Origin of the sequence: Xanthobacter sediminis (assembly GCF_043195015.1) — a bacterium.
GTDB lineage: Bacteria > Pseudomonadota > Alphaproteobacteria > Rhizobiales > Xanthobacteraceae > Xanthobacter.
Genome location: NZ_JBAFWH010000001.1, coordinates 70,288 through 92,617 on the forward strand (window position 1 = coordinate 70,288; position 22,330 = coordinate 92,617).

The 22,330-nt window shown below is 69.5% G+C and carries 19 protein-coding genes; 8 read left to right on the forward strand and 11 right to left on the reverse strand.

What is annotated here, in order from left to right; translation table 11 throughout:
• Positions 1-83: 83 nt before the first annotated feature.
• The gene (locus tag V5F61_RS00315) at positions 84-2,111 is read right to left on the reverse strand and encodes an acetyl-CoA carboxylase biotin carboxylase subunit (RefSeq protein ID WP_393986880.1); all 2,028 of its coding nucleotides are present in this window, start codon (positions 2,109-2,111) and stop codon (positions 84-86) included.
• Between the two features lie 184 nt (positions 2,112-2,295).
• The gene (locus V5F61_RS00320) at positions 2,296-3,828 is read right to left on the reverse strand and encodes an acyl-CoA carboxylase subunit beta (protein ID WP_393986881.1); all 1,533 of its coding nucleotides are present in this window, start codon (positions 3,826-3,828) and stop codon (positions 2,296-2,298) included.
• A gap of 223 nt (positions 3,829-4,051) precedes the next feature.
• On the opposite strand from V5F61_RS00320, the gene V5F61_RS00325 reads away from it, so the two are divergent.
• From V5F61_RS00325 to V5F61_RS00335, 3 genes are all read left to right on the forward strand, one after another.
• On the forward strand, positions 4,052-5,476 hold the full coding sequence (locus V5F61_RS00325) for a short-chain fatty acyl-CoA regulator family protein (RefSeq protein ID WP_393986882.1): 1,425 nt from the start codon (positions 4,052-4,054) through the stop codon (positions 5,474-5,476).
• 112 nt (positions 5,477-5,588) lie between these two features.
• Positions 5,589-7,094 carry an SH3 domain-containing protein gene (locus V5F61_RS00330; protein ID WP_393986883.1) on the forward strand — a complete coding sequence of 502 codons (1,506 nt, stop codon included), beginning with the start codon at positions 5,589-5,591 and terminating at the stop codon, positions 7,092-7,094.
• A 130-nt stretch (positions 7,095-7,224) separates the two neighbouring features.
• Complete coding sequence (locus tag V5F61_RS00335) at positions 7,225-8,634, forward strand: glutamate--tRNA ligase (protein ID WP_393986884.1); 1,410 nt, start codon at positions 7,225-7,227, stop codon at positions 8,632-8,634.
• A 27-nt stretch (positions 8,635-8,661) separates the two neighbouring features.
• Here the strand turns inward: V5F61_RS00335 and V5F61_RS00340 are convergent, their stop codons facing one another.
• Both V5F61_RS00340 and V5F61_RS00345 read right to left on the reverse strand, forming a co-directional pair.
• A complete protein-coding gene (locus V5F61_RS00340) occupies positions 8,662-9,774 on the reverse strand; it encodes a DUF2865 domain-containing protein (protein WP_393986885.1) in 1,113 nt (370 codons plus the stop codon).
• A 194-nt stretch (positions 9,775-9,968) separates the two neighbouring features.
• Positions 9,969-11,057 carry a TRAP transporter substrate-binding protein gene (locus V5F61_RS00345; RefSeq protein ID WP_393987121.1) on the reverse strand — a complete coding sequence of 363 codons (1,089 nt, stop codon included), beginning with the start codon at positions 11,055-11,057 and terminating at the stop codon, positions 9,969-9,971.
• Positions 11,058-11,301: 244 nt separating this feature from the next.
• On the opposite strand from V5F61_RS00345, the gene V5F61_RS00350 reads away from it, so the two are divergent.
• On the forward strand, positions 11,302-11,808 hold the full coding sequence (locus V5F61_RS00350) for a CreA family protein (RefSeq protein WP_393986886.1): 507 nt from the start codon (positions 11,302-11,304) through the stop codon (positions 11,806-11,808).
• An 18-nt stretch (positions 11,809-11,826) separates the two neighbouring features.
• On the opposite strand, the gene V5F61_RS00355 is transcribed toward V5F61_RS00350, so the two are convergent.
• The gene (locus tag V5F61_RS00355) at positions 11,827-12,135 is read right to left on the reverse strand and encodes a hypothetical protein (RefSeq protein WP_393986887.1); all 309 of its coding nucleotides are present in this window, start codon (positions 12,133-12,135) and stop codon (positions 11,827-11,829) included.
• Between the two features lie 492 nt (positions 12,136-12,627).
• Between V5F61_RS00355 and cysS the strand changes: the two genes are divergently transcribed.
• From cysS to V5F61_RS00375, 4 genes are all read left to right on the forward strand, one after another.
• Positions 12,628-14,016, forward strand: a complete 1,389-nt coding sequence (gene cysS / locus V5F61_RS00360) for a cysteine--tRNA ligase (protein WP_393986888.1) — start codon at positions 12,628-12,630, stop codon at positions 14,014-14,016.
• Positions 14,013-14,507: a GNAT family N-acetyltransferase gene (locus V5F61_RS00365; protein WP_393986889.1), complete on the forward strand. Its 495-nt coding sequence runs from the start codon at positions 14,013-14,015 to the stop codon at positions 14,505-14,507. The genes cysS and V5F61_RS00365 overlap by 4 nt, the downstream gene beginning before the upstream one ends.
• Positions 14,504-16,099 carry a citramalate synthase gene (cimA, locus tag V5F61_RS00370; protein ID WP_393986890.1) on the forward strand — a complete coding sequence of 532 codons (1,596 nt, stop codon included), beginning with the start codon at positions 14,504-14,506 and terminating at the stop codon, positions 16,097-16,099. The genes V5F61_RS00365 and cimA overlap by 4 nt, the downstream gene beginning before the upstream one ends.
• 201 nt (positions 16,100-16,300) lie before the next feature.
• Positions 16,301-16,738: a DoxX family protein gene (locus tag V5F61_RS00375; RefSeq protein WP_393986891.1), complete on the forward strand. Its 438-nt coding sequence runs from the start codon at positions 16,301-16,303 to the stop codon at positions 16,736-16,738.
• Between the two features lie 70 nt (positions 16,739-16,808).
• Here the strand turns inward: V5F61_RS00375 and V5F61_RS00380 are convergent, their stop codons facing one another.
• From V5F61_RS00380 to V5F61_RS00405, 6 genes are all read right to left on the reverse strand, one after another.
• The gene (locus V5F61_RS00380) at positions 16,809-18,872 is read right to left on the reverse strand and encodes a heavy metal translocating P-type ATPase (protein WP_393986892.1); all 2,064 of its coding nucleotides are present in this window, start codon (positions 18,870-18,872) and stop codon (positions 16,809-16,811) included.
• Positions 18,873-18,881: 9 nt separating this feature from the next.
• Entirely contained in the window at positions 18,882-19,424 is a 543-nt protein-coding gene (locus tag V5F61_RS00385; protein ID WP_393986893.1) for a hypothetical protein, read from the reverse strand.
• A 47-nt stretch (positions 19,425-19,471) separates the two neighbouring features.
• Positions 19,472-19,966, reverse strand: coding sequence for a hypothetical protein (locus V5F61_RS00390; protein ID WP_393986894.1), 495 nt, complete (start codon positions 19,964-19,966; stop codon positions 19,472-19,474).
• A 56-nt stretch (positions 19,967-20,022) separates the two neighbouring features.
• On the reverse strand, positions 20,023-20,328 hold the full coding sequence (locus V5F61_RS00395) for a hypothetical protein (protein WP_393986895.1): 306 nt from the start codon (positions 20,326-20,328) through the stop codon (positions 20,023-20,025).
• Positions 20,329-20,684: 356 nt separating this feature from the next.
• Positions 20,685-21,242, reverse strand: a complete 558-nt coding sequence (locus V5F61_RS00400; RefSeq protein WP_393986896.1) for a manganese efflux pump MntP — start codon at positions 21,240-21,242, stop codon at positions 20,685-20,687.
• Between the two features lie 218 nt (positions 21,243-21,460).
• A complete protein-coding gene (locus V5F61_RS00405) occupies positions 21,461-21,994 on the reverse strand; it encodes a response regulator (RefSeq protein WP_393986897.1) in 534 nt (177 codons plus the stop codon).
• Positions 21,995-22,330: the final 336 nt, after the last annotated feature.

A 22,330-nucleotide genomic window follows, 5' to 3' on the forward strand; every position in this document is an offset into this window, starting at 1 on the left:
ACGCCGGGGCGGATGGCCAGAAGGCCCCCGCCCCGCTTGCCGGTCCTGCGGCGGTTCACCTCACCGGCGTCCCGCCACTGGCGTCAGGCGAATTCCAGGATCACCGCATCCACGGCGAGGCTGTCGCCGGGCTTGGCGTGGACCGCCTTCACGGTGCCGTCACGCTCGGCGCGCAGCACGTTCTCCATCTTCATGGCTTCCACGATCGCCAGAATCTCGCCGTTCTTCACCTCCTGGCCGGGGACCACGGCGATGGAGACCACGAGGCCGGGCATGGGGCACAAAAGCTCCTTGCCGCCGCCGGTCGCTTCCTTCTTCGGCATCAGCGCCGCGAGGGCCGCGGAGAACTCGGTGTAGACCCGCGCCTTGGTGGCCACGCCCCGGTGGGCGAGGGCGACGCCGTTGGAGATGGGCCGCACCTGCATGGTGGCCTGGTCGGCGTCGATGGTACCGGTCCACACGGGGTCGCCGGGCTTCCAATTGGAGCGCAGCACGTGGGCGTGGCCGGGGTTGCCGTCGGCGTCGAAGATCTGAACCTTGAAGCCGCCGTCCACGTCATCCACCTCGCAGGGGGTGGAGGTGACGTGCTCGCCGGTGGTGAGCGTGACGATGCGGTGCTTGGCGAAGCTCACCGGCACGCCGGAGGTCTGGCCCGAGATCTGCCGCTTGCGGGCGTTCTGGATGTGGTCGATCACCGCCGCCACCGCCGTGAGGGTGTGGACGATCTCGCCTTCCGGAACGCGCGGGAAGAAGCCCTCGGGATACTCCTCGGCGATGAAGCCGGTGGAGAGGCGGCCTTCCTGCCAGCGCTTATGCGCCATCAGGGCGGAGAGGAAGGGGATGTTGTGGCCGATGCCGTCGATGGCGAAGGCGTCGAGCGCATCGGCCTGGGCCTCGATGGCCATGGCGCGGGTGGGCGCGTGGGTGACCAGCTTGGCGATCATCGGATCGTAGAACAGCGAGATCTCGCCGCCTTCGTAGACGCCGGTGTCGTTGCGCACGGTGATGGGGCCGGTCTTGCCTTCCTCCGGGGGCCGGTAGCGCACGAGGCGGCCGGTGGAGGGCAGGAAGTTGCGGTAGGGATCTTCCGCGTAGATGCGGCTTTCCACTGCCCAGCCCGTCAGCTTCACGTCGTCCTGGGTGATGGAGAGGGGCTCGCCGGCGGCGACGCGGATCATCTGCTCCACAAGGTCGATGCCGGTGATGAGCTCGGTGACCGGATGCTCCACCTGAAGGCGGGTGTTCATCTCCAGGAAGTAGAAGCTCTTGTCCTGGCCGGCCACGAACTCCACCGTGCCGGCGCTGTCATAGCCCACGGCCTTGGCGAGGGCGACGGCCTGCTCGCCCATCTTCCTGCGGGTGGCCTCGTCCAGCAACGGGGAGGGGGCTTCCTCGACCACCTTCTGGTTGCGGCGCTGGATGGAGCACTCGCGCTCGCCCAGGTAGATCACGTTGCCGTGCTTGTCGCCCAGCACCTGGATCTCGATGTGGCGGGGATCGACGATGAACTTTTCCACGAACACGCGGTCGTCGCCGAAGGAGGACTTGGCCTCCGAGCGGGCGCGGTCGAAGCCGTCCTGCACTTCCGAGCGGGAATGGGCGATGCGCATGCCCTTGCCGCCGCCGCCGGCGGAGGCCTTGATCATCACGGGATAGCCGATCTCGTCGGCGATGCGGGCGGCTTCCTCGCCGTTCTCGATCACGCCGAGATAGCCGGGAACGGTGGAGACCTGGGCCGCCGCCGCTGCCTTCTTGGACTCGATCTTGTCACCCATGGCGTCGATGGCATGGGGATTGGGGCCGATGAAGACGATGCCGTGCTCGGCGAGCAGCTTGGGGAAGGAGGCGCGCTCGGAGAGGAAGCCGTAGCCGGGATGCACCGCCTCGGCGTGGGTGAGCATGCACGCTTCGACGATCTTCTCGGCGATGAGATAGGACTGCGCGGCCGGCGGCGGGCCGATGAAGACGGCCTCGTCGGCCATCTCCACATGCAGGGCGTCCTTGTCCGCCTCGGAATAGACGGCGACCGTCTTGATGCCCATCTTGCGCGCGGTCTTGATGACGCGGCAGGCGATCTCGCCCCGGTTCGCGATCAGGATTTTCGAGAACATAGCGTTCGGTTCCTTGAAGCGCCTGTGGCAACGGCGCTGAAAATCTAGGAGCGGGTTCCCCCTCCCGGTCCTCCCCCCGGCGGGGGAGGGAGCTTTCGCCGCCGGGCTCCGCTTGGCTTTTCCCGATTAAGGAAGAGGCGTGCGGACGGCCCGGCGGGAGGGGCCTTCTATCGTTCCCAGCCGCTCAGAGCGGCATGTTGTCGTGCTTGCGCGGGGGCTGCTCCAGCTTCTTGGTGCGCAGCATGGCGAGCGCGCGGGCAAGGCGCCGGCGGGTCGAGCGGGGCGTGATAACCTCGTCGATGAAGCCGCGCTCGGCCGCCACGAAGGGCGAGAGGAACCGCTGCTCGTAGTTCTTGGTCTGGGCCTGGATCTTCTCCGGGTCGTCCATGTCCTGGCGGAAGATGATCTCCACCGCGCCCTTGGCGCCCATCACCGCGATCTGTGCGGTGGGCCAGGCATAGTTGACGTCGGCACCCACGTGCTTGGAGGCCATCACGTCATAGGCGCCGCCGAAGGCCTTGCGGGTGATGACGGTGACCAGCGGCACGGTGGCCTGCGAATAGGCGAACAGGAGCTTGGCGCCGTGCTTGATGAGGCCGCCGTATTCCTGCGCGGTGCCGGGCAGGAAGCCGGGCACGTCCACGAAGGTCACGATCGGGATCTCGAACGCGTCGCAGAAGCGCACGAAGCGGGCCGCCTTGCGGGAGGCGTCGCTGTCGAGCACGCCGGCCAGCACCATCGGCTGGTTGGCGACGAAGCCCACCGTGCGCCCCTCGATACGGCCGAAGCCGGTGACCATGTTGCGGGCGTAGGCGGCCTGGATCTCGAAGAAATCGCCCTCGTCCACGACCTTCAGGATCAACTCCTTGATGTCGTAGGGCTTGTTCGGATTGTCCGGCACCAGGGTGTCGAGGCTCTCGTCATAGCGGCCGGGCTCGTCGAACGAGGGCCACTGCGGCACGCCTTCCTGGTTGTTGGAGGGCAGGAAGTCGATGAGCCGCCGGCACTCCAGCAGCATCTCCACGTCGTTCTCGAACGAGCCATCGGCAACGGAGGACTTGGTTGTGTGGACCTTGGCGCCGCCCAGCTCCTCGGAGGTGACGGTCTCGTTGGTGACGGTCTTCACCACGTCCGGGCCGGTCACGAACATGTAGCTCGTGTCGCGCACCATGAAGATGAAGTCGGTCATGGCAGGCGAATAGACGTCGCCGCCGGCGCAGGGGCCCATGATGAGCGAGATCTGTGGGATCACGCCCGAAGCCTGCACGTTGCGCTTGAACACCTCGCCATAGCCGCCCAGCGCCGCGACACCTTCCTGGATGCGGGCGCCGCCGGCGTCGAACAGGCCGATGATGGGGGCGCGGGTCTTCAGCGCCATGTCCTGGATCTTGGTGATCTTGCGGGCATGCTCCTCGGAGAGGGAGCCGCCGAACACCGTGAAGTCCTTGGCGAACACGAACACCTTGCGGCCGTTCACCGTGCCCCAGCCCGTCACCACGCCGTCGCCGGGAACCTTCTGGTCCTCCATGCCGAAATCGACGCAGCGGTGCTGCACGAAGGTGTCGTATTCCTCGAACGTCCCGCGGTCGAGAAGCAGCTCGATGCGCTCGCGGGCGGTGAGCTTGCCGCGGGCGTGCTGGGCCTTGATGCGGCGCTCGCCGCCGCCCAGGCGTGCGATTTCGCGCCGGCTCTCCAGCTCTTCGAGGATTTCCTTCATGCGACGCCCCCCAGTTGTGGGTTGTTTGGAGACGGAGTGTGGCTGCCGCAGGAACGAAGGAAAGCACGCTCGCGCGCACCTTCCCTCGAACCCCTGACCGGCATGTTGCCGGCTTGGTGGCTAACAGCACTCCCTAGGGATTTGAATGTGTAAAAGTTTTGTGTTGTAATTTGTGAAACCTTCACAAATCGGATGTGTCGAAGGTCGGGCCGGGGAGAATGGGTTGCGTCAGAAGGTCTATGCAGGCCATGCGGTGCGGCGCCTGCGCGAGAAGCTCGGCCTCAAGCAGGGCGAGCTCGCGCAGCGGCTCGGCGTCTCGCCTTCTTATGTGAACCAGATCGAGAGCAACCAGCGGCCGCTCACCGCCTCCGTGCTCATCGCCATTTCCCGCACCTTCGCCGTGGATATCACCAGCTTCGGAGCGGAGGATCTCGATCGCCTGGTGGCCGACCTGCGGGAGGTGACCGCCGATCCCCTGTTCTCCGATCTCGGCCTGGGCCTGCAGGATGTGAAGGCGGTGGCCAATCTCTCCCCCGCCTTCGCCCATGCCTTCCTGCGCATGCATGTGGCGCTGCGGCGCACGGCGGAATGGCGCGCTTCCCTCGACGACATGCTCGCCGCCGGCGTGCCGCCCCGCGCCGACGAGGCCAAGCTCATCCCCTACGAGGAGGTGCGCGACTTCTTCCATTACATCGACAATTACGTGGACAGCCTGGACAGGGCCGCTGAGACCACCGCCCTCGCCCTCGGCATCCTCGACCGGGCGGACCCGGCGAGCGCGTTCGCGGGGCATCTCGCCCATCGCCACGGGGTGACAGTGGAGGTGGGCCACGCCGATCCCGCCGCGCCGCTCTCCCAGTTCGATCCGCGCCTGCGCCGGCTCACCCTCTCGGGCGTCCTCTCGGCGCCGACGCGCGCGTTCCGCATGGCGGCCACCATCGCCCAGCTGGAGCATGCGGATCTGGTGGCCGAGACGGTGGCCTCCGCCCGCTTCCGCAGCCAGACGGCGGCGGAGATCTGCCGGCTCGCGCTGTTCAACTATTTCGCCGGCGCGGTGATGCTGCCCTACCGCCGCTTCCTCGATCTCGCCCGCACGCTCCGGCACGATCTCGACCGGATGGTGCTGGAGACGGGGGCGAGCCTGGAGCAGGTGTGCCACCGCCTCTCAACGCTGCAGCGGCCGGGCGCAAAGGGCGTGCCCTTCTATTTTTCCAAGGTGGATCGGGCGGGCAACATCACCAAGCGCCACTCGGCCGCCCGCTTCCAGTTCGCCCGCCACGGCGGCGCCTGCGCGGCCTGGAACGTCCACGAGGCGTTCGAGTTGCCGGGTCGCACCCTCGTGCAGCTGGGCGAGATGCCGGACGGCGTGCGCTACATCTGCCTCGCCCGCGCGGTCATGGCGCCGCCCCTGCGCCATGGCGGGCCGGTGCGGGCGTTCGCGCTCGGGCTCGGCTGCGAGGTCTCTTTCGCCCACGACATGGTCTATGCCGACGGGCTGGACCTGAAGGCCGCGCCCGTGGCGCGGCTCGGCGTCTCCTGCCGCATCTGCCCGCGACCGGATTGCGAGCTGCGCGCCTTCCCTCCGCTCGACCGGGACATCCGCATCGACGAGAACGTGCGCGACATCATTCCCTTCACCATATCGTGACGCATTTCGGCCGTGCTCTCGCTCGTGAATGGCCTTGCCTTCGCACATGAAACGCCACGCGGGGCCGTTTAGATTGCCCGCTCGACTCGCCTGAGTCGAAAGGGAGTGGTCCATGAAGATGCTGAGACTGGCCGGCCTTGCAGCCGGCCTGGCGGTGGCGGGCATCGGCGGGGCGGCGCACGCGCAGGCGCCGGGTTTCTCCACCGCGAATGTGAACATCCGCACCGGGCCCGATACGCAATTTCCCTCGCTGGGCATCATCCCCGAGGGCTCGCCGCTCGACATCGACGGCTGCCTGCAGGACGAGTCTTGGTGCGACGTCACCTGGGACGGCTATCGCGGCTGGGTCTACAGCGAATATCTCGGATATGAGACGCCCCAGCGCCGGGTCGAGGTGGTGCCCGATCTTGGGCTCGCCGCTATCGGCATTCCGGTGGTCGCCTTCGCGGCGTCCGACTACTGGAACCGCTATTACGTCAATCGCCCGTGGTATGTGAACCAGCCGTGGTACGCCGACCGTGGCCGCTGGATCGGCTACGCGCCGCCGCCCCGTCCGGGCTGGCGCCCGCCCCCGCCCGGGCCGCGCGTGCCCGGCTGGTGGCGCAGCGATTACGCGCCACCGCCGAACATGCCCCCCCCGCCGCCGCCCGGCGGCTGGCATCGTCCGCCGGCCCCGCCGCAGCCCGCCCCCGGGCCGGGCTTCGTGGGCCCCGGCGGACCGGGTGGTCCCGGCTGGCAGGGTGGACCAGATGGCCCCGGCCGGCCGGTTGGGCCCGGCCATGTGATGCCTCCGGGTGGGCCGGTGGGTCCTGGCGGCGATGGTGGTCCCGGCGGGCCGGGGCGACCGCTGCCCCCCGGCCCGGCGGCAGTGCCTTCTGGGCTTGGTCCGGCAGGCAATGCTGTGGTGCCCGGCGCGCCAGCGCGGCCGGCGCCGCTCGGGCCGCCGGTCATCCCGCCCGGCATGCCCGGCGGCACCGCTCCGGCTGCGCGCCCGGTGCCGCCTCCCGGTGCGCCCGCGATGGCGCCGGGCGTACCCGCCGGCGCGCCTCTGCGCTCCGTGACGCCCGCCGCGCCGCCTGCTGGCGCGCCGCTGCGGGCGGTGACACCGGCCGCGCCTGGGGCTCCGCCTCCCGGCGCCCCCAATCGGGCGGCGCCGCCTCCGGGGGCGCCCAACCGGGCAGTGCCGCCCGGTGGGTCCGGCGCTCCGGCGCGCCCCGGCGGGCCCACCGGCATCTCACCCCAGCAGCAGATGCAGATGCAACAGCAGCAGCGCCAGCAGGATCTTCAAAGGGCGCAGCAGCAGAGACAGCAGCAGCTCCAGCAACACCAGATGCAGGATCAGCAGCGGCTCCAGCAGATGCAGCAGCAGCGCCAGCAGGACCTGATGCAGGGGCAGCAGCAGAGGCAGCAGCAGCTTCAGCAACGCCAGATGCAGGAGCAGCAACGCCTTCAGCAGATGCAGCAGAACCGCCAGCAGGAGATGATGCGCATGCAGCAGCAGCGCCAGCCTCCGCAGCAGGGGCAGCCGCAAGGCCAGCCCCAGGGGCAGCCCCAGGGCAGGAAGCCGCCGCAGCAATGCAACGGCCCCAACTGCCCGCCGCCGCAACAGCCGCGCTGATCTCCGGAACGGGCCGGGCGGAGCCATCCGCCCGGCTCTTTTCTCTTCCAGCCTTTCGGTGGCGCCGCGCGCCCGTTGAAATCGCGAGGGGGCCATCGACGCGCCGCGCGCGGCGGTCTATGCCCCTGCCATGTCCGAACCCGCCCCTTCAGACCGCGCCGCTTCCGAGGCGGCCTCGCCCTCTTCCGCCACGCCCGCCCGGCCGGTGCTGCGCTTCGCGCCCTCGCCCACGGGGCTTTTGCACGTGGGCAACGCCCGCACCGCCCTGCTCAACGCCCTGCTGGCGCGGCGTGGCGGCGGCACCTTCATTCTGCGCTTCGACGATACGGACACCGCCCGCTCGCGCCTGGAATATGCGGAGGCCATTGCGGCGGATCTCGCCTGGCTCGGCATCGCCCCCGATGCGGTCTACCGCCAGTCGGAGCGCCTCGCGCTCTACGCGGATGCGGCCGACCGGCTGCGAGAGTCCGGCCGCCTCTATCCCGCCTACGAGACCGAGGAGGAGCTGGAACTGAAGCGCCGCATGCAGCGCGCGCGCGGCCTGCCGCCGGTCTACGATCGCACGGCGCTCGCCCTCACCGATGGCCAGCGCGCGGCGCTTGAAGCGGAGGGCCGGCGGCCCCACTGGCGCTTCCGCCTCGACCATCGCGTCGTGGCCTGGGACGACGGCGTGCGCGGGCCGCAGCAGGTGGACACGCAGAGCCTTTCCGATCCGGTTCTGGTGCGGGCCGACGGCTCTTTCCTCTACACCCTGCCCTCGGTGGTGGACGACCTCGCTCTGGGGGTGACGCAGGTGGTGCGCGGCGAGGACCACGTGACCAACACGGCGGTGCAGATCGAGATCATGGAGGCGCTGGGCGGCGCTCCACCGCGCTTCGCCCACCACAACCTGCTGACCCTGCCGAGCGGAGAGGGCCTTTCCAAGCGGCTCGGCCACCTCTCCCTGAGTGAGCTGCGGGAGGCGGGCGAGGAGCCGCTGGCGGTGGCCGCCGCCGCCGTTTTGGTGGGCACCGCCCATCCGCTGCAGGCGGTGGAAAGCCTCGATGCCCTCGCCGCGCTGGTGGACCTCGCCCACATCTCGCGCGCGCCGGCGCGGTTCGATCCGAAGGAGGTAACGGGGCTCACTGCCCGCACCCTCCATGGGCTGCCGTTCGCGGCGGTGGCGGCGCGGCTGTCGGCGGCGGGCGTCGTCGGCGGCGAGCCGTTCTGGCTCGCGGTGCGGGGCAATCTCGCCACCTTTGCCGATGCCTCCGCCTGGTGGGCGGCGTGCACGCAGCCGCGGCAGGGCGACGTGGCAGAGGCGGACCGTGCCTTCCTCGCGGAGGCTGCAGCGCTGCTGCCGGTGGAGCCGTGGGATGCCGCCACCTATGGCGACTGGATCAAGGCGGTTAAGGTCGCGAGCGGCCGCGCGGGCAAGGCGCTGTTCCATCCCGTCCGCCGGGCGCTTACGGGCCGCGAGACGGGGCCTGAGCTGGCGAGCCTGCTGCCGCTGATGGGCCGGGCGCGCGTCGCATCGCGCCTGCTTGGCGAGGTGGGATGAGAGGGGCGCGGCCAAGGCCGCGCCGCGTCACTGCTGCTGCGGCGCGTTCTGCGAGCGGGGCAGGGGGATGATGCGCACCGTGCGCTGGCCCGGCTGCTCCGAAGCCGGTGCCAGGGGTGCCGAGAGGTTGGCGGCCGGGCTGCCCGCGGGCGCCGCGGCACTGGCGCCCTTGCCCTTGGCTCCGGCGGCATCGGCCGGCTTCGGCTGGGACATCTCGCGCGCCTGCTCCTCGGTCACGAGGATGTCGCCCTTCTGCAGGGTGGTCTCGTCCTCGACGCCGGCGAGCGCCTGCGCCCACGACTGCCCCGCCGCGCGGCAGGTGCAGGAGGAGACGAACTCCTTGCGGTAGCGCAGCGCATTGGGCGTGGACATGTAGGACTGGCCGGAGACGCTGTAGGCGTTGCGGATGTCCTCGCCCGACATGGTGAACAGCTGGGCGTCCGTGTTGGGGCACAGCTTCTTGCAGAGCTGGTCCTCGCTCACGAGGCGACTGGAGTTGGACGAGCGCGACAGCGGGAAGTAATAGCCGTCGCACATGCGCACGCACACGGTACGCGAGCCGCCGCCCGAGGGCTTGCTCGGCGCCACCGCGTTCACGTCCACGTCGGGCGCCGCCTCCTCGGTGTCGCTCTGAACCGGCCCGCCGAAGATGGATTCGAGGAAGTTGCGCGGACGCTGCGGCTGGGCCGGCGCGTTGGTGGCACGTACCGCGGCCGTGTACTGGGCGCCGCAATTGTTCTGCGCCAGCGCGAGGATGAGCGCCCGGCGCTGGCCCACCTGGTCGGATCCGCCGCCACGCTCCAGCCCGGCGATGGAGGAGCGCAGGCGCGAGATCTGGTCGTCGATCTGGTCGCACTGGGGCGGGCGCGAGGGATTCTGGAAGATGAGGAAGCCGCGTGGCGCGTCGCAGCCCATGGTGCGGGCCTGGGCGGAATAGCGGTCGAGGTCACCCTTCAGCTTCGCAGCCTGCGCCTGGCGGGAGGCCCAGGAATCCGAGCCCCGGTCCAGGGAGCCGAGGGAGGCTTCGAGCTGGGCGCAGGTGGAGTTCTGCTGGGCGAGCGCACCCGCCGCGCCGGCCGGCAGGGCCGCCGCCACCAGGAGCCCGCGGGCGAGGGTGCCGAAGCGTCGCGAAAATCCCATCCTCAGCCTTCTCAAGGTCAGTCGAAGCCGCAGGCAAGCGCCGGTTGGTCGTCTATAGCCCGGCGGGGCTTTCAAATGGTGACCAAAGTGTGGAATCCCGCTCGGCGGTGACGCAAGGGATGCGGCCCGCCGGGCGTTGCCGGGCCTTGCGTCATTGCCGGCGCGATCACGCGGGTTTGAGCGTGCCGCCTGCCTCAGCTCTTGCCGCGGTTGCGGATGTTGAAGCTGTCGAAGGCATATTCGGCGATCTGCCACCACACCAGCTGGTCGGTGCGCACGGCATTCATCGAATCGAGCCCTTCCTTGAAGGCGGGGTTGGTGGCGGCGAGCTCCTTGTAGAGCTCCAGCGCCGCCTTGTGCCCGGCTTCCATGATGGCGGGTGGGAACGGGCGCAGCTCCGCGCCCTGCTGCACCAGCCGGCGCAGGGCGGGCGGGTTCACGTAGTCGTATTTCGCGAGCATCCAGGCGTTGGCCGCCTCGCAGGCGAGCTTCACGATCGACTGGTAGTGCTTCGGCAGGGCCGCCCAGCGCTGGTTGTTGACGATGAGGTGGAGCATGGCGCCCCCCTCCCACCAGCCGGGGTAGTAGTAATATTTCGCCACCTTCACGAGGCCGAGCTTCTCGTCGTCATAGGGGCCGACGAACTCGGTGGCGTCGATGGAGCCGCGCTCTAGCGCCGGGTAGACGTCGCCGGGGGCGATCTGCTGCGGCACCACGCCCAGCTTCGCCAGCACCTGCCCGCCCAGTCCGCCGATGCGGAACTTGAGGCCCTTCAGGTCGTCGAGGGAGGTCAGCTCCTTGCGGAAGAAGCCGCCCATCTGGCAGCCGGAATTGCCGGCCGCGAAGGCGGTGACGTTGTAATCCGCCAGGATGCGGTTGGTGAATTCGGCGCCGCCGCCGAAGTGCCACCAGGAATGCTGCTGGCGCGAATTGAAGCCGAACGGCACGCCGGTGCCGAAGGCGAGGGCGGTGTTCTTGCCGGTGTAGAAATAGGTTGCCGTGTGGGCGCAGTCCACCGAACCGGTGGAGGCGGCATCGAGCGCCTGCATGCCGGGCACGATCTCGCCGGCGGGGAAGGTCTGGATCTGGAACTTGCCGTCGGTGGCCTCGGCCACGTACTGCGCGAGGATCTGGGCGGTGCCGTAGATGGTGTCGAGCGAGCGCGGGAAGGAGGAGGTCAGGCGCCATTTCACTTCGGGCGCGCTCTGGGCCAGGGCCGGCGCGGCGACCGCGGTGCCGGCCGCCACGGCGGCCGAGGCGCCCATGAATTGGCGGCGCTTGATGTCCATCAACGATCTCCTTCGGCCTTCGGGCGCCGTTTCGCCGTGAGTGCGAAGCCGGCGCCGGCCCTCGGGCCGGCGGTGCGGCCCGGTGTTCCCGGTGGGTCCTGCGGTGGCGGGGAACGCAGGGGTGTCACGGGCGGCGCCCGGCGTCAATTGGAATGCGCCGCTTCCGCTCGCGGGCGCGGCGCCCCATATGGGGGGCATCCGTTCCCGAGGGGGCTTTATGATGGCAAAGGCGACTTTCATGCGGCGCGCGGCGATGGCGGCTCTGGTGGGCCTTGCGCTTTCGTCCGGCGCGGCGGCGGCGCAGGAGCCGGACCTCATCTTCAAGAAGTCCACGGTGTGGAAATTCCTGACCCCCGACGACAAGCTCGCGGTCTACGGCATCGACGACCCGCTGGTGGGGGGCGTCGCCTGCCATTACACCACTCCGGAGAAGGGCGGCGTCTCCGGCATGCTGGGCGTGGCCGAACAGGTCTCCGACATCTCCCTGGCCTGCCGGCAGGTGGGGCCCATCTCGTTCAAGGGCAAGTTCGAGCAGGGCGATGTGGTGTTCCGCGAGGGCCGCTCGCTCTTCTTCAAGAAGATGCAGATCGTGCGCGGCTGCGATACCAAGCGCAATGTTCTGGTCTACCTCGTCTATTCAGACAAGCTGATCGACGGCAGCCCGAAGAACTCCACTTCCACCGTGCCCATCATGCCCTGGGGTGGCAATGGCGAGGTGCCGCGCTGCGCCGATTACCTCAAGTAAGGCGGCGCGCCGGCCCTGTCAGCGCGTACAGGTGATGGCCACCGCGCTTTCGCACAGGGGGCTGGAGCAGGCCGTCCGCGCCCCGCCGGCGGTGGAGACCTTCGGCTCGTTCTCCACGCGGCCGAAATCCAGCGCGCGGGAATAGTTGTGGGAGCGGCACCAGGCGGTCGCCACCTGCTCGCCGCAGGGCGCGCCGGAGGCGAGGCAGCCATCCACGCCGTAGCTGTCGGATGCGTCGATAACGAAGATGCGCGTGTCGCCGGAGGCGAGCGCGGCGGTGGACAGAAGGGCGGCGCCGGCCACGGCCAGCGCACGGAAAATCGGCATGGACAGGAGCTTTGCTTCCGGTTGGCGCCGTGCCCGATGCCGGCGGCGCGGCACATGCGCGGGGGCGGCGGCGGGGCAGGATACGGCGACGTGAACGGGCGGTGGCATAGCCGCGCCGCCCGCGGCGGGTCAACCCGCGCCATCCGCGCCGCAGCCTCCCGCTTTCGGCAGGGCCGGGTGTCTTCCACACGGCATTCGGCCGCGCGAAAATCCTTGACGGATGCCTGCCGGCGAACCATTGTCCCGCGCCATGAACGGCCCTTTTTCCATCTTCGGCACCTGCCTGCCGATTATTTGCGGTTAGCCCGAGAAGCTCGCCGCGGCCGTCCCTTGCTGCACCCTTAAAGCCCTTAAGGACCTGGACGCCCCGGCTGGCGGACCGGCATGCGCGCACCTTGTGCGTGCGCTTCACGGTCATGCGCGCACTTCCGTGCGCGTTCCACGGGACATGCGCGCGGTCCTGCGCGCTCTACGAGGGAAGCGGAGCGATCCATGGAGCTGCGGCTTCACAACACCCTGACCCGGTCGAAGGACGGCTTGCGTCCCCTCGATCCCCAGAACGTGCGCATGTATGTGTGCGGCCCCACGGTCTACGACCACGCCCACATCGGCAACGCACGGCCGGTGATCGTGTTCGATGTGCTGTTCCGCCTGCTGCGCCGCCTCTACGGGGTGGAGCACGTGAAGTATGTGCGCAACATCACCGACGTGGACGACAAGATCAACGCGCGCGCGGCCGACCGCGGCATCTCCATCCGCGAGCTGACGGAGGAGACCTACCGCTGGTTCCGGGAGGATACGGCGGCCCTCGGATGCCTGCGGCCCACCGTGGAGCCCCGCGCCACCGAGCACATCACGGAGATGCGCGCGCTCATCGAGCGCCTCGTGGCCTCGGGCCACGCCTACGTGGCGCAGGAGCACGTGCTGTTCAACGTGCCCTCCATGCCCGACTACGGCGAGCTCTCCCGCCGCCCGCTCGACGAGATGATCGCCGGCGCGCGGGTGGATGTCGCCCCCTACAAGCGCGACGCCATGGACTTCGTGCTGTGGAAGCCCTCCGACGCCGGGGTGCCGGGGTGGGAATCGCCGTGCGGCATCAAGACCCCCGGCCGTCCGGGCTGGCACATCGAGTGCTCGGCCATGAGCTGGAAGCACCTGGGCGAGACCTTCGACATCCATGGCGGCGGCATCGACCTGGTGTTCCCCCACCATGAGAACGAGATCGCCCAGTCGCGCTGCGCCTTCCACACCGGCGTGATGGCCCAGATGTGGCTCCACAACGGCTTCCTGATGCTGGAAGGCGAGAAGATGTCGAAGTCGCTCGGCAACTTCGTCACCATCCGCGAGCTGCTGGAGGAGTGGCCGGGGGAGGTGCTGCGCCTCGCCATGCTCTCCACCCACTATCGCCAGCCCATCAACTGGACCCGCCAGGGCCTGGGCTTCGCCGCCAAGACGCTCGACAAATGGTACCGCGTCATCGGCGAGGTGGAGGCCGAGGGCGGCGAAGGCAACCCCTTCGAGCACGAGATCGCCGAGCGGCTGGCCGATGACCTCAACACGCCCTCCGCCATCGCCCACCTGCACCATCTGGCGGAAGTGGCGGACCACGAGGAGGCTTCCTCCGCCCTGCGCCGGCGCTTCAAGGGCGCGGCCAACCTGCTCGGCCTCCTCGGCGAGGCCGAAAGCGGGTGGCGCGCGCGCGCCAAGGCGTCCATCACCCTCGACGAGGGGGTGGTCTCCGGCCTCATCGCGGAGCGCCTCGCCGCCCGCAAGGCCAGGGACTTCAAGCGCGCCGACCAGATCCGCGAGGAACTGGCGGCGAAGGGCATCGTGCTCATGGACAACAAGGACGGCACCACGAGCTGGGAGGTGGCGCGATGAGCGCGCGCGTCTCCCTGCGTCCCTTCCTGCCGGCCGATGCTCCCGCTTTGGCGGCCTTGTTCCGGTCCTCCATCGCGGAGCTGACCGGCGAGGACTACGACACCGACCAGCAGGAGGCCTGGGCCGCCGCCGCCGATGACGAGGAGGCGTTCGCGGCCCGGCTCGGCGCGCTGCTGACCCTGGTGGCGCTGCGCGGTGGCGCGCCGGTGGGCTTCGTGGGGCTGAAGGACGACAGCCATATCGACCTGCTTTATGTGCATCCAGAGGCGGTGGAAAGCGGGGTCGCCGCCGCTCTGTGCGCGGCCGTCGAAACGCTGGCCCGCGGCCGCGGCGCCAAGGCGGTGACGGTGGACGCCAGCGACACCGCGCTCGGCTTCTTCCAGCATCGCGGCTACCAGCCCGAGCGCCGCAACACCGTGTCGCTCGGCGGCGAATGGCTGAGCAACACCACCCTGCGCAAAGTGCTCGGCGAGGGAGGCCGGCTGCAATGACCCGTGAGCGCCTCTACCTCTTCGACACCACCCTCCGCGACGGCGCGCAGACCAACGGGGTGGATTTCACCGTCGCCGACAAGCTGAAGGTGCTCGGGCTCCTCGACCGGCTGGGCGTGGACTATGTGGAGGCCGGCTACCCCGGCGCCAACCCCACCGATACCCAGCTGTTCTCGCAGGAACACCCGGCGAAGGCCCGCATCACCGCCTTCGGCATGACCAAGCGGCCGGGCCGCTCCGCCTCCAACGATCCCGGTATCGCCGCGCTGCTGGAGGCGTGCGCGGATGCCATATGCTTCGTCGCCAAGTCCTCCGCCTATCAGGTGCGGGTGGCGCTGGGCACCACTCCGGAGGAGAACCTCGCTTCCATCCGCGAGAGCGTCGCGGCGGCGGTCGGCGCCGGGCGCGAGGCGCTGGTGGATTGCGAGCACTTCTTCGACGGCTACAAGGAGGACCCCGCCTTCGCCCTCGCCTGCGCCCGCGCGGCTTTCGAGGCCGGCGCGCGCTGGGTGGTGCTGTGCGACACCAACGGCGGCACGCTGCCCCACGAGGTGGAGGCCATTGTCCGCGAGGTGGTGAAGGTGGTGCCGGGCGATCACCTGGGCATCCACGCCCACAACGACACCGAGCAGGCGGTGGCGAACTCGCTGGCGGCGGTGCGGGCCGGCGTGCGGCAGGTGCAGGGCACGCTCAACGGCCTGGGCGAGCGCTGCGGCAACGCCAACCTCTGCTCCATCATCCCGACCCTGCTCCTGAAGCCGGACTATGCGGAGCGGTTCGAGATCGGCGTGTCGCCGCAGGGCCTCGCCGATATTTCCTCCGTCTCCCGCGCCCTGGACGAGATGCTGAACCGGGCCCCGAACCGCCACGCGCCCTATGTGGGCGAGAGCGCGTTCGCCACCAAGGCCGGCATCCACGCCTCCGCCATCCTGAAGGACCCGGCCACCTACGAGCACGTCCCGCCCGAGGCGGTGGGCAACCGGCGCAAGCTGCTGGTGTCTGACCAGGCGGGCAAGTCCAATGTCATCGCCGAGCTGGAGCGGCTCGGGGTTTCCGTGGACAAGGCGGACCCGCGCCTCTCCCGCCTGCTGGACGAGGTGAAGACCCGCGAGGCGCTGGGCTATTCCTACGAGGCGGCGGACGCCTCCTTCGCGCTGCTGGCGCGCCGCGCGCTTGGCTCGGTGCCGGATTTCTTCACGGTGGAGCGCTTCAGCGTGAACGTGGAGCGCCGCTACAACGCCAGGGGCGAGCTTTCTACCGTGGCCGAGGCGATCGTTAAGGTGCACGTGGGCGAAGAAGTGCTCATCTCCGCCGCCGAGGGCAACGGCCCGGTGAACGCGCTGGATGTCGCCCTGCGCAAGGATCTCGGCAAGTACCAGCCGCTGATCGCCGGCCTTCACCTCACCGACTACCGGGTGCGCGTGCTGAACGGCGGTACCGAGGCGGTCACCCGCGTGCTGGTGGAGTGCGCGGACGAGAAAGGCGAGCGCTGGACCACGGTGGGCGTCTCCCCCAACATCATCGACGCCTCGTTCGAGGCTTTGCTCGATTCCATCATCTGGAAGCTGCTGCAGGAAGGCGCCACCGCCTGACCGCACCGCGCGCTTCGGGCTGGGGTCTCCCGGGCCCTGCCCGTCCGGCGCGCGGATGGGAGCGGGGCCGCGGACAGAGAAAGTCAGCGGCCTTGTCCGAAATCAATGCCTACCCTGGTGCCCGGAATGACCATATGGTCATAAAGGCGGCTTTCAGATGTTTGAAAGCCACCGAGCGTGCGTATCGGGAAAGGTGCTGCCATGTCCCAAATCAACTCACGGTTTGATCTGACCAACCCTATGGTTGTGACGCGCATTCTTTGCGGCGTCTTCTACTTCCCACACTCCATCTCCAAGATCATCGGCTTTACGGCCTCGGTCGGTTTCTTCACACGCGCCGGATTTTATCCACCGGAGCTTTTTGTGGTGATGTCCATCACGATGGAGTTGATCTGCGGCATCGGCCTCACGCTGGGCATTGGCACCAAGTATCTGGGTGTGGTTTCAGCGGGGATGATGGCGGTCGCCGCCTATGCCATCATCGCCATCTACGGCCTCGGCTGGTTCTGGGGCGGGCACGGCATCGAATATCTTGTGTTCTGGGCGGTCGCCTCGCTCGCGGTGGCGCTCAATGCCTGGAACGAGAACCCCGGCATCTTCGGCTATTTCGCCTTCCGCCTGCGGCCCGCGAAGGGCTGAGGCGGCGCCGGACAGCAAAAAGGCCCCCGGGCGTCTGCTCGGGGGCCTTTTTCGTGTTTATGGAGCCGGTTCAGGCGTGGCCGTGCCGGCCGCGGCCCGCGAGCAGCGAGCGAATGAGCACGGCGATGGTGGTGCCATTGTGCAGCGCCGCCGTGGCGATGGGCGAGAGATAGCCCAGCACCGCACCCGCCAGGATGGCCGAGTTCGCCCCCACCGCCACGTTGAAGTTGGAGCGGATGAGCCGCATGGTGGACTGCGAGATGTCCACCATGGCGGCGAGCGAATCGAGCCGGTCGTCGGTGAGCACGATATCGGCGGTGGCGCGGGCGATGTCCGCCGCCCGCGGCATGGCGATGCCCACATGGGCGGTCATCAGCGCCGGGCCGTCATTCACCCCGTCGCCCACGAACGCCACCTTGGCGCCGGCGGCCTTCAGGTCCGCGATGATGCGGGCCTTGTCCTCCGGCTGCTTCTCGTAGAACACCTCGTCGAGCCCCAGCGCCTCCCCGAGGGCGAGCGCCTTCACGCGGTCGTCGCCGGTGATCATCACGATGCGCTTGACGCCGAGCGCGCGCAGCCGCGCGAGGGTGGCCGGCGTCTCCTCCCGCAGCCGGTCGCGCAGGGCGAACATGGCGAGCGGCTTGTGGTTGCGCGCCGCGTAGAGCAGCGACTTGCCCTCCGCCTGGAAGGCCGCCACCTGCGCCCGCTGCCGGGCGAAGGAGATGTTCTCGTCATCCTCCAGGTAGTGGCGGCTGCCGAAGCGGATGATGTCGTCGCCCACCTCCGCCTCCACCCCGTGGCCGACGATGAAGTTCACCTCCTCGTGCGGCACGTGGGCGAGGCGGCGCTGGCGGGCCAACTTCACCACCGCGCGGGCGATGGGGTGGTTGGTGTGCTCGCCGAGCGACGCCACCAGCGCCAGCGCGTCTTCCTCGTCCACATGGGGATTGAGGGGGCACACGTCCGTCACCTGGAGCGTGTTGTGGGTGAGGGTGCCGGTCTTGTCGAAGACGACGGTGTCCACGTCGGCCAGAAGCTCTATGGCCTGCCCGCTCTTGACAAGGCAGCCCTGCTTGGCGGCCTGGAACATGGCGGTCTTGAGCGCGATGGGGGTGCCGAGTTTCACGGTGCAGGAATAGTCCACCATGAAGACGGATTCCATGCGCCGCCAGTCCCGTGTCAGCGCGAACACGCCCGCCGCCGAGCCGAGCGTGATGCCCACCCGCTTGTCGGCCAGCGCGTCGGAGACGCATTCGATCTCCGCCGGCCGCTCCAGGGCGTCCTGGATGTAGCGGGCGATGCGCCCCGTGGTGGTGGCCTCGCCCACCCGCTCGGCGCGGATGACGAGGCGGCCCTCGGTGATGATGCCGCCCGCGAGCGCGGTGCCGCCCGGCGCGCGGGGGATGGGCAGGCTCTCGCCGGTCACTGCCGACTGGTCCACATAGGCGTCGCCGCCCACCACGGTGCCATCCACCGGAATGGTCTCGCCGATGCCCACCACCACGTGTTCGCCGCCCTTGAGGCTGTTGAAGGGCACCTGCACCATCTCGCCCGCGGCGGTCTCCACCCACACGTCCTCGGGCGCGCGGTGGAGCAGGGAGCGCAGGAGCTCGTCGGAGCGCTCGATGGTGGTGGATTCGATGTATTCCGCCAGCTCCACCAGCAGGCGGGTGAAGTTGGCGGTGGTGTATTCGCCGCGCGCCGCGGGCAGGCCCATGGCGATGGCGTCGAGCACCTCCACCTTCAGCCCGTGCTGGATGGCGGCGGTGATGCCCCGGGCGAGGGTGGGAGCGATGTTGGCAAAGGTGAGCGCCGCCGCCGCCGGCCGCGGCAGCAGGCGGGCCGCCGCCAGCGTTGCCGCCGAGAGCACCAGCGGCGCGGCGTCGGAGCCCTCCGCCTGCACCATGGGCGGGGCGCTCGCGGGCGGGTTGGCCGCACGGGCGAGGATGTGCGCGCGGACATCCTCGCCGCCGTCGTAGCCGACCACCAGCGCACGGCAGCCGGGATTCATGCGCACCGCGGAGACGCCGCGCACATCGCGCACGGCGGTGGCCGCGCGCGCCAGGGTGTCGGGGTCGGAGCCGAGCCGCAGGCGCAGCCGGCCCGGCACCTCGTGAACGATGCGGACGCTCACAAAACCTCCTCAGCTACCAGTGAAGGGCGCGAGGGGGGCCTCGGCCTCGGGCTCCACCGGCGCGGGCGCCGCGGCGGCGGCCACCTCGGCCTCCGCGTCGTGCAGGCGCTCCTTCAGTTCCTCGACGCCGCCCTGGAGGAAGCTCCAGATCTGCACCGCAGTGCGCAGGATGGTGCGCTGGGCGGTCTCGTTGGTGAGCAGGTAGGCCGCGCCGGCGCCCACCGCGAGGCCCTTGATGAGGGAATCCGCGGCCGGGTGCTGGTGCCAGTTGAGGCCGGAGCCCTGCTGGGCCTGGGCGCCCTGGGGGCCCGCGGCGCCGGGCGCCGCACCGGGGCCGAACGGGAAGCCGGGCGGGGGGAAGCCGGGCGGGAAGGCGCCGGCCGGGCCCTGCTGGGCACTCGCGCCGTAGCCGCCCGCCTGTGCGCCGCCCTGCGGCGCGGGCGCCGCCTCGGGGGCGCCCTGTGGGGCGTAGCCCCCGGCCGCTTCCGGGCCGTAGCCGTAGAAGTGGTAGTGATAGTGCACGCCCTGGCTGGTGCCGTTCTCGTCGGACATGGTTCAGCTCCTGGATTCTGTTTTCGGTGGGAAGGCGCGGCGCCCGGTCAGGGCTTCGGCGGCGTATCGCTCGCGCCGGCCTTGCTGAAGACGGAGGAGAAGACGGCCCGCACGTCCGGGCGGTTCAGAAGAACCACCACGCCGGCGCCGATGGCCGTGCCGATCCAGAAGTTGGAGCCGCTCGCCCGCGCGATGCGGGTGAGGTTGGAAAGGCTGAAGCCGTCTTTCAGCACGCCTTCGAGCACGTCCAGGGCGTCGATGCGCGGCCCACCCTGCTGGGGGCCACCGGGCTGGGGCCCCTGCGGCCCATATCCCGGCTGCGGGCCGAACCCGGCCTGGGGACCATAGCCCGCCTGCTGTCCGTAGCCCTGCTGCCCGTAACCTTGCGCGCCGTAGGACCCCTGGGGTCCATAGCCGCCCTGTGCGCCGCCCGCCGGGCCGGCGTTCCAGCCGGCATAGGAAGACCACTGGCCGCCGGGCTGCGGGCCGCCCTGGGTCGGACCGGATTGCGAACCAGGCCACTGTTGGGACTTCTTCGACATCGGTTCTTCCTCGGATCAAGATTGCGGAAAACGTTGGGTTCTCGCCGGCTGCAGCGTCACCGCACGTGTGCGGCGAGCACGCGCTCGACCTCGGCGGCATCGGCCACCAGCAGCCGCGGCCAGAGCGCGGCGGGGATGAGATGGGGGTCGTACTCCACCACGACCGTGAGGGCGGCGGCATTCGTCCGCGTGGACGTCACGCCGCGGATGCGGCCCACGAGATCGACGAACGGAGTGGGGTCCACCTTCGGCAGGTGCATGAGGGCCGCGAGGTCCAGCTTCAGCCGGATACGGCCGGGCACGTGGTGAGCGATGGAAACGAACCGGCGCAGGTGCAGGAAGGGCGAAAGATCCGGGATCATGCAGCAGTCCCGCCCGCACCGCGCGCCTGGGCGGCTATGTCAGCCGCGTCCTGTCCACATTGCCGTGCGGGGGCATCAGCCGCCGTCACGCCCGGCACTTTCGCATGCGCCATCGACCCGTGTCTCCGTCGAACGTTCGCCTGGGTGCCGGGACATGCCGGCTTCCATACGGCGTTACTACCATCCTAGCCATGATGGTAGAACATAGACTTTGACATAGGTCACGCGAAGTGTTTTCGGCCCAATGGGCCGCTCAACACCGCAATATTGGAAATTGTCTAATCAGAAAATTGGAATTGATCTAATAAAGCGCGTGCACCGACGGATGCCGGCGCGCTGGACGCTTTGACGAGGCCTCAGCCCTGCAGGTGGCGGACGAGGATCGAGGCGCCGATACCGATCAGCGTGACGCCGGCCAGCACTTCGGCGATGCGGCCCCATCGCTCGCTGATGAGCCGGCCCATCAGCATGCCGCCCGAGGACATGAGGAAGGTGGCGAGCCCGATGGCGAGGGCGATGACCAGGATGTTCACATCGAAGAAGGCGAGCGAGACGCCCACCGCCATGGCGTCGAGGCTGGTGCCAACAGCCGTGGCGATGAGCACCGGCAGGGAGGCCCTGGGCGGCTCCGCCTCATCCGAGCGGCGCAGCGCCGCCCACATCATGTGCAGGCCCACGGCGCCCAGCAGGCCGAAGGCAATCCAATGGTCCACCGCTTCCACATAGCGGCTGGCGGCGACGCCGGCGGCCCAGCCGAGAAGCGGCGTCAGCGCCTCCACGAAGCCGAACACGGCGCCGGTGCGCAGCGCCTCCGAATAGCGCGGGCGGCCGAGGGCGGCGCCGCGGCCCACCGAGACGACGAAGGCATCCACGGACATGCTGAAGGCAAGCGCGGCAATAGCGAAAGGAGACATGAATCGAGATCCGGCGGACGTTCTTGACCGCGTGCCGACACACCCCGTCCGGGAGGATGCGCGGTTCACGACGGTCTTGCCGGGCCGAGGGATTTCGGCTGGACGCGCCACGCTCCGGTGCTTCCATTCAGCACCGGTGCGAGTGTGTTGACGCGACCCCGCTCAAGGGCGGTGGCTACTCCCCGATGGCGGGCACATAGCGGTAAGGAAGGCGGGTGTCAAACCTTGCGGCGCTGAAGCTGCCGCGGTGCGGCACCCCCGTGGTGCGGGCCCGGCGCCGCCGCGCAGCGGGTGCCGGGGAGGGCGAGGCTCTCGACCGAACCCTTCGTGCGCGGCCGCCGCCGACCGAACAGCCGCCCCGAGATGCCGGTGCGGCGGGACTGCGCGATGAGCGCACCCGGCGGGAAGAAAGTGCCGCCCCCCATGATGAAGGACAGGGCGTTCATGGCCACCTCGGGCGCGGTACCCGTGTGGATGAAGCCCCGCGCGCCCATCCGCAGGGCGCGCACGGCCTCCCCGTCGTCGTCCCGGTCAGACAGCACCACCAGCGGCGTGTCGGGAAAACGGGAGAGGAGGCTGTTGATCCAGCGCGTCGCGGTGCGCTCATCCATCGCCAGGCCGCCCAGGTTGAGAATGCCCAGGGCCCACCGCTGGCCGGCTCCGGCGCTCATGTCGTGGTCCCCCGTCGCGGCGGGATCGAAGGGGTGAAGCGTCACCCCGCGCGCATCCGCCCATTCGCGCAGGAGACGCAATGTCCCCTCGCGTCTGAGGCAGAGGGCGTCTGCCACGAGGACCGATCTGGGCTCCGCTGGGACGAGAATGGACAAGGCGGCACCTGAGCATTGGATCCTCCTCGCCGCAGCCCCGACATCGCGCGGGGCGCGATGTTCTTCGAGAGTTCCTCTCAAGGGCCGAAGAGAGTTATTGGAATGATATTCAGGGTCTGCCTAATCAACAATTTGGCCTGACGAATGACTCACCTTTACGCGTAGGAAGGTCGAGCCATTCGCGAATTATACTATCAGTGGCCTTGCCGGGCTTACGCACGCCCGCGGGGCCGGGCACAGCGGGCGTGCGACTGTACGGCG

Coding starts and splice junctions, on each gene's coding strand:
- V5F61_RS00365 (WP_393986889.1), top strand. CDS start 14,013: ATGAGCGCGCGCGTCTCCCTGCGTCCCTTCCTGCCGGCCGATGCTCCC.
- V5F61_RS00315 (WP_393986880.1), bottom strand. CDS start 2,111: ATGTTCTCGAAAATCCTGATCGCGAACCGGGGCGAGATCGCCTGCCGC.
- V5F61_RS00395 (WP_393986895.1), bottom strand. CDS start 20,328: ATGATCCCGGATCTTTCGCCCTTCCTGCACCTGCGCCGGTTCGTTTCC.
- V5F61_RS00350 (WP_393986886.1), top strand. CDS start 11,302: ATGCGGCGCGCGGCGATGGCGGCTCTGGTGGGCCTTGCGCTTTCGTCC.
- V5F61_RS00330 (WP_393986883.1), top strand. CDS start 5,589: ATGAAGATGCTGAGACTGGCCGGCCTTGCAGCCGGCCTGGCGGTGGCG.
- V5F61_RS00400 (WP_393986896.1), bottom strand. CDS start 21,242: ATGTCTCCTTTCGCTATTGCCGCGCTTGCCTTCAGCATGTCCGTGGAT.
- V5F61_RS00390 (WP_393986894.1), bottom strand. CDS start 19,966: ATGTCGAAGAAGTCCCAACAGTGGCCTGGTTCGCAATCCGGTCCGACC.
- V5F61_RS00320 (WP_393986881.1), bottom strand. CDS start 3,828: ATGAAGGAAATCCTCGAAGAGCTGGAGAGCCGGCGCGAAATCGCACGC.
- V5F61_RS00355 (WP_393986887.1), bottom strand. CDS start 12,135: ATGCCGATTTTCCGTGCGCTGGCCGTGGCCGGCGCCGCCCTTCTGTCC.
- V5F61_RS00385 (WP_393986893.1), bottom strand. CDS start 19,424: ATGTCCGACGAGAACGGCACCAGCCAGGGCGTGCACTATCACTACCAC.
- V5F61_RS00340 (WP_393986885.1), bottom strand. CDS start 9,774: ATGGGATTTTCGCGACGCTTCGGCACCCTCGCCCGCGGGCTCCTGGTG.
- cysS (WP_393986888.1), top strand. CDS start 12,628: ATGGAGCTGCGGCTTCACAACACCCTGACCCGGTCGAAGGACGGCTTG.
- V5F61_RS00375 (WP_393986891.1), top strand. CDS start 16,301: ATGTCCCAAATCAACTCACGGTTTGATCTGACCAACCCTATGGTTGTG.
- cimA (WP_393986890.1), top strand. CDS start 14,504: ATGACCCGTGAGCGCCTCTACCTCTTCGACACCACCCTCCGCGACGGC.
- V5F61_RS00335 (WP_393986884.1), top strand. CDS start 7,225: ATGTCCGAACCCGCCCCTTCAGACCGCGCCGCTTCCGAGGCGGCCTCG.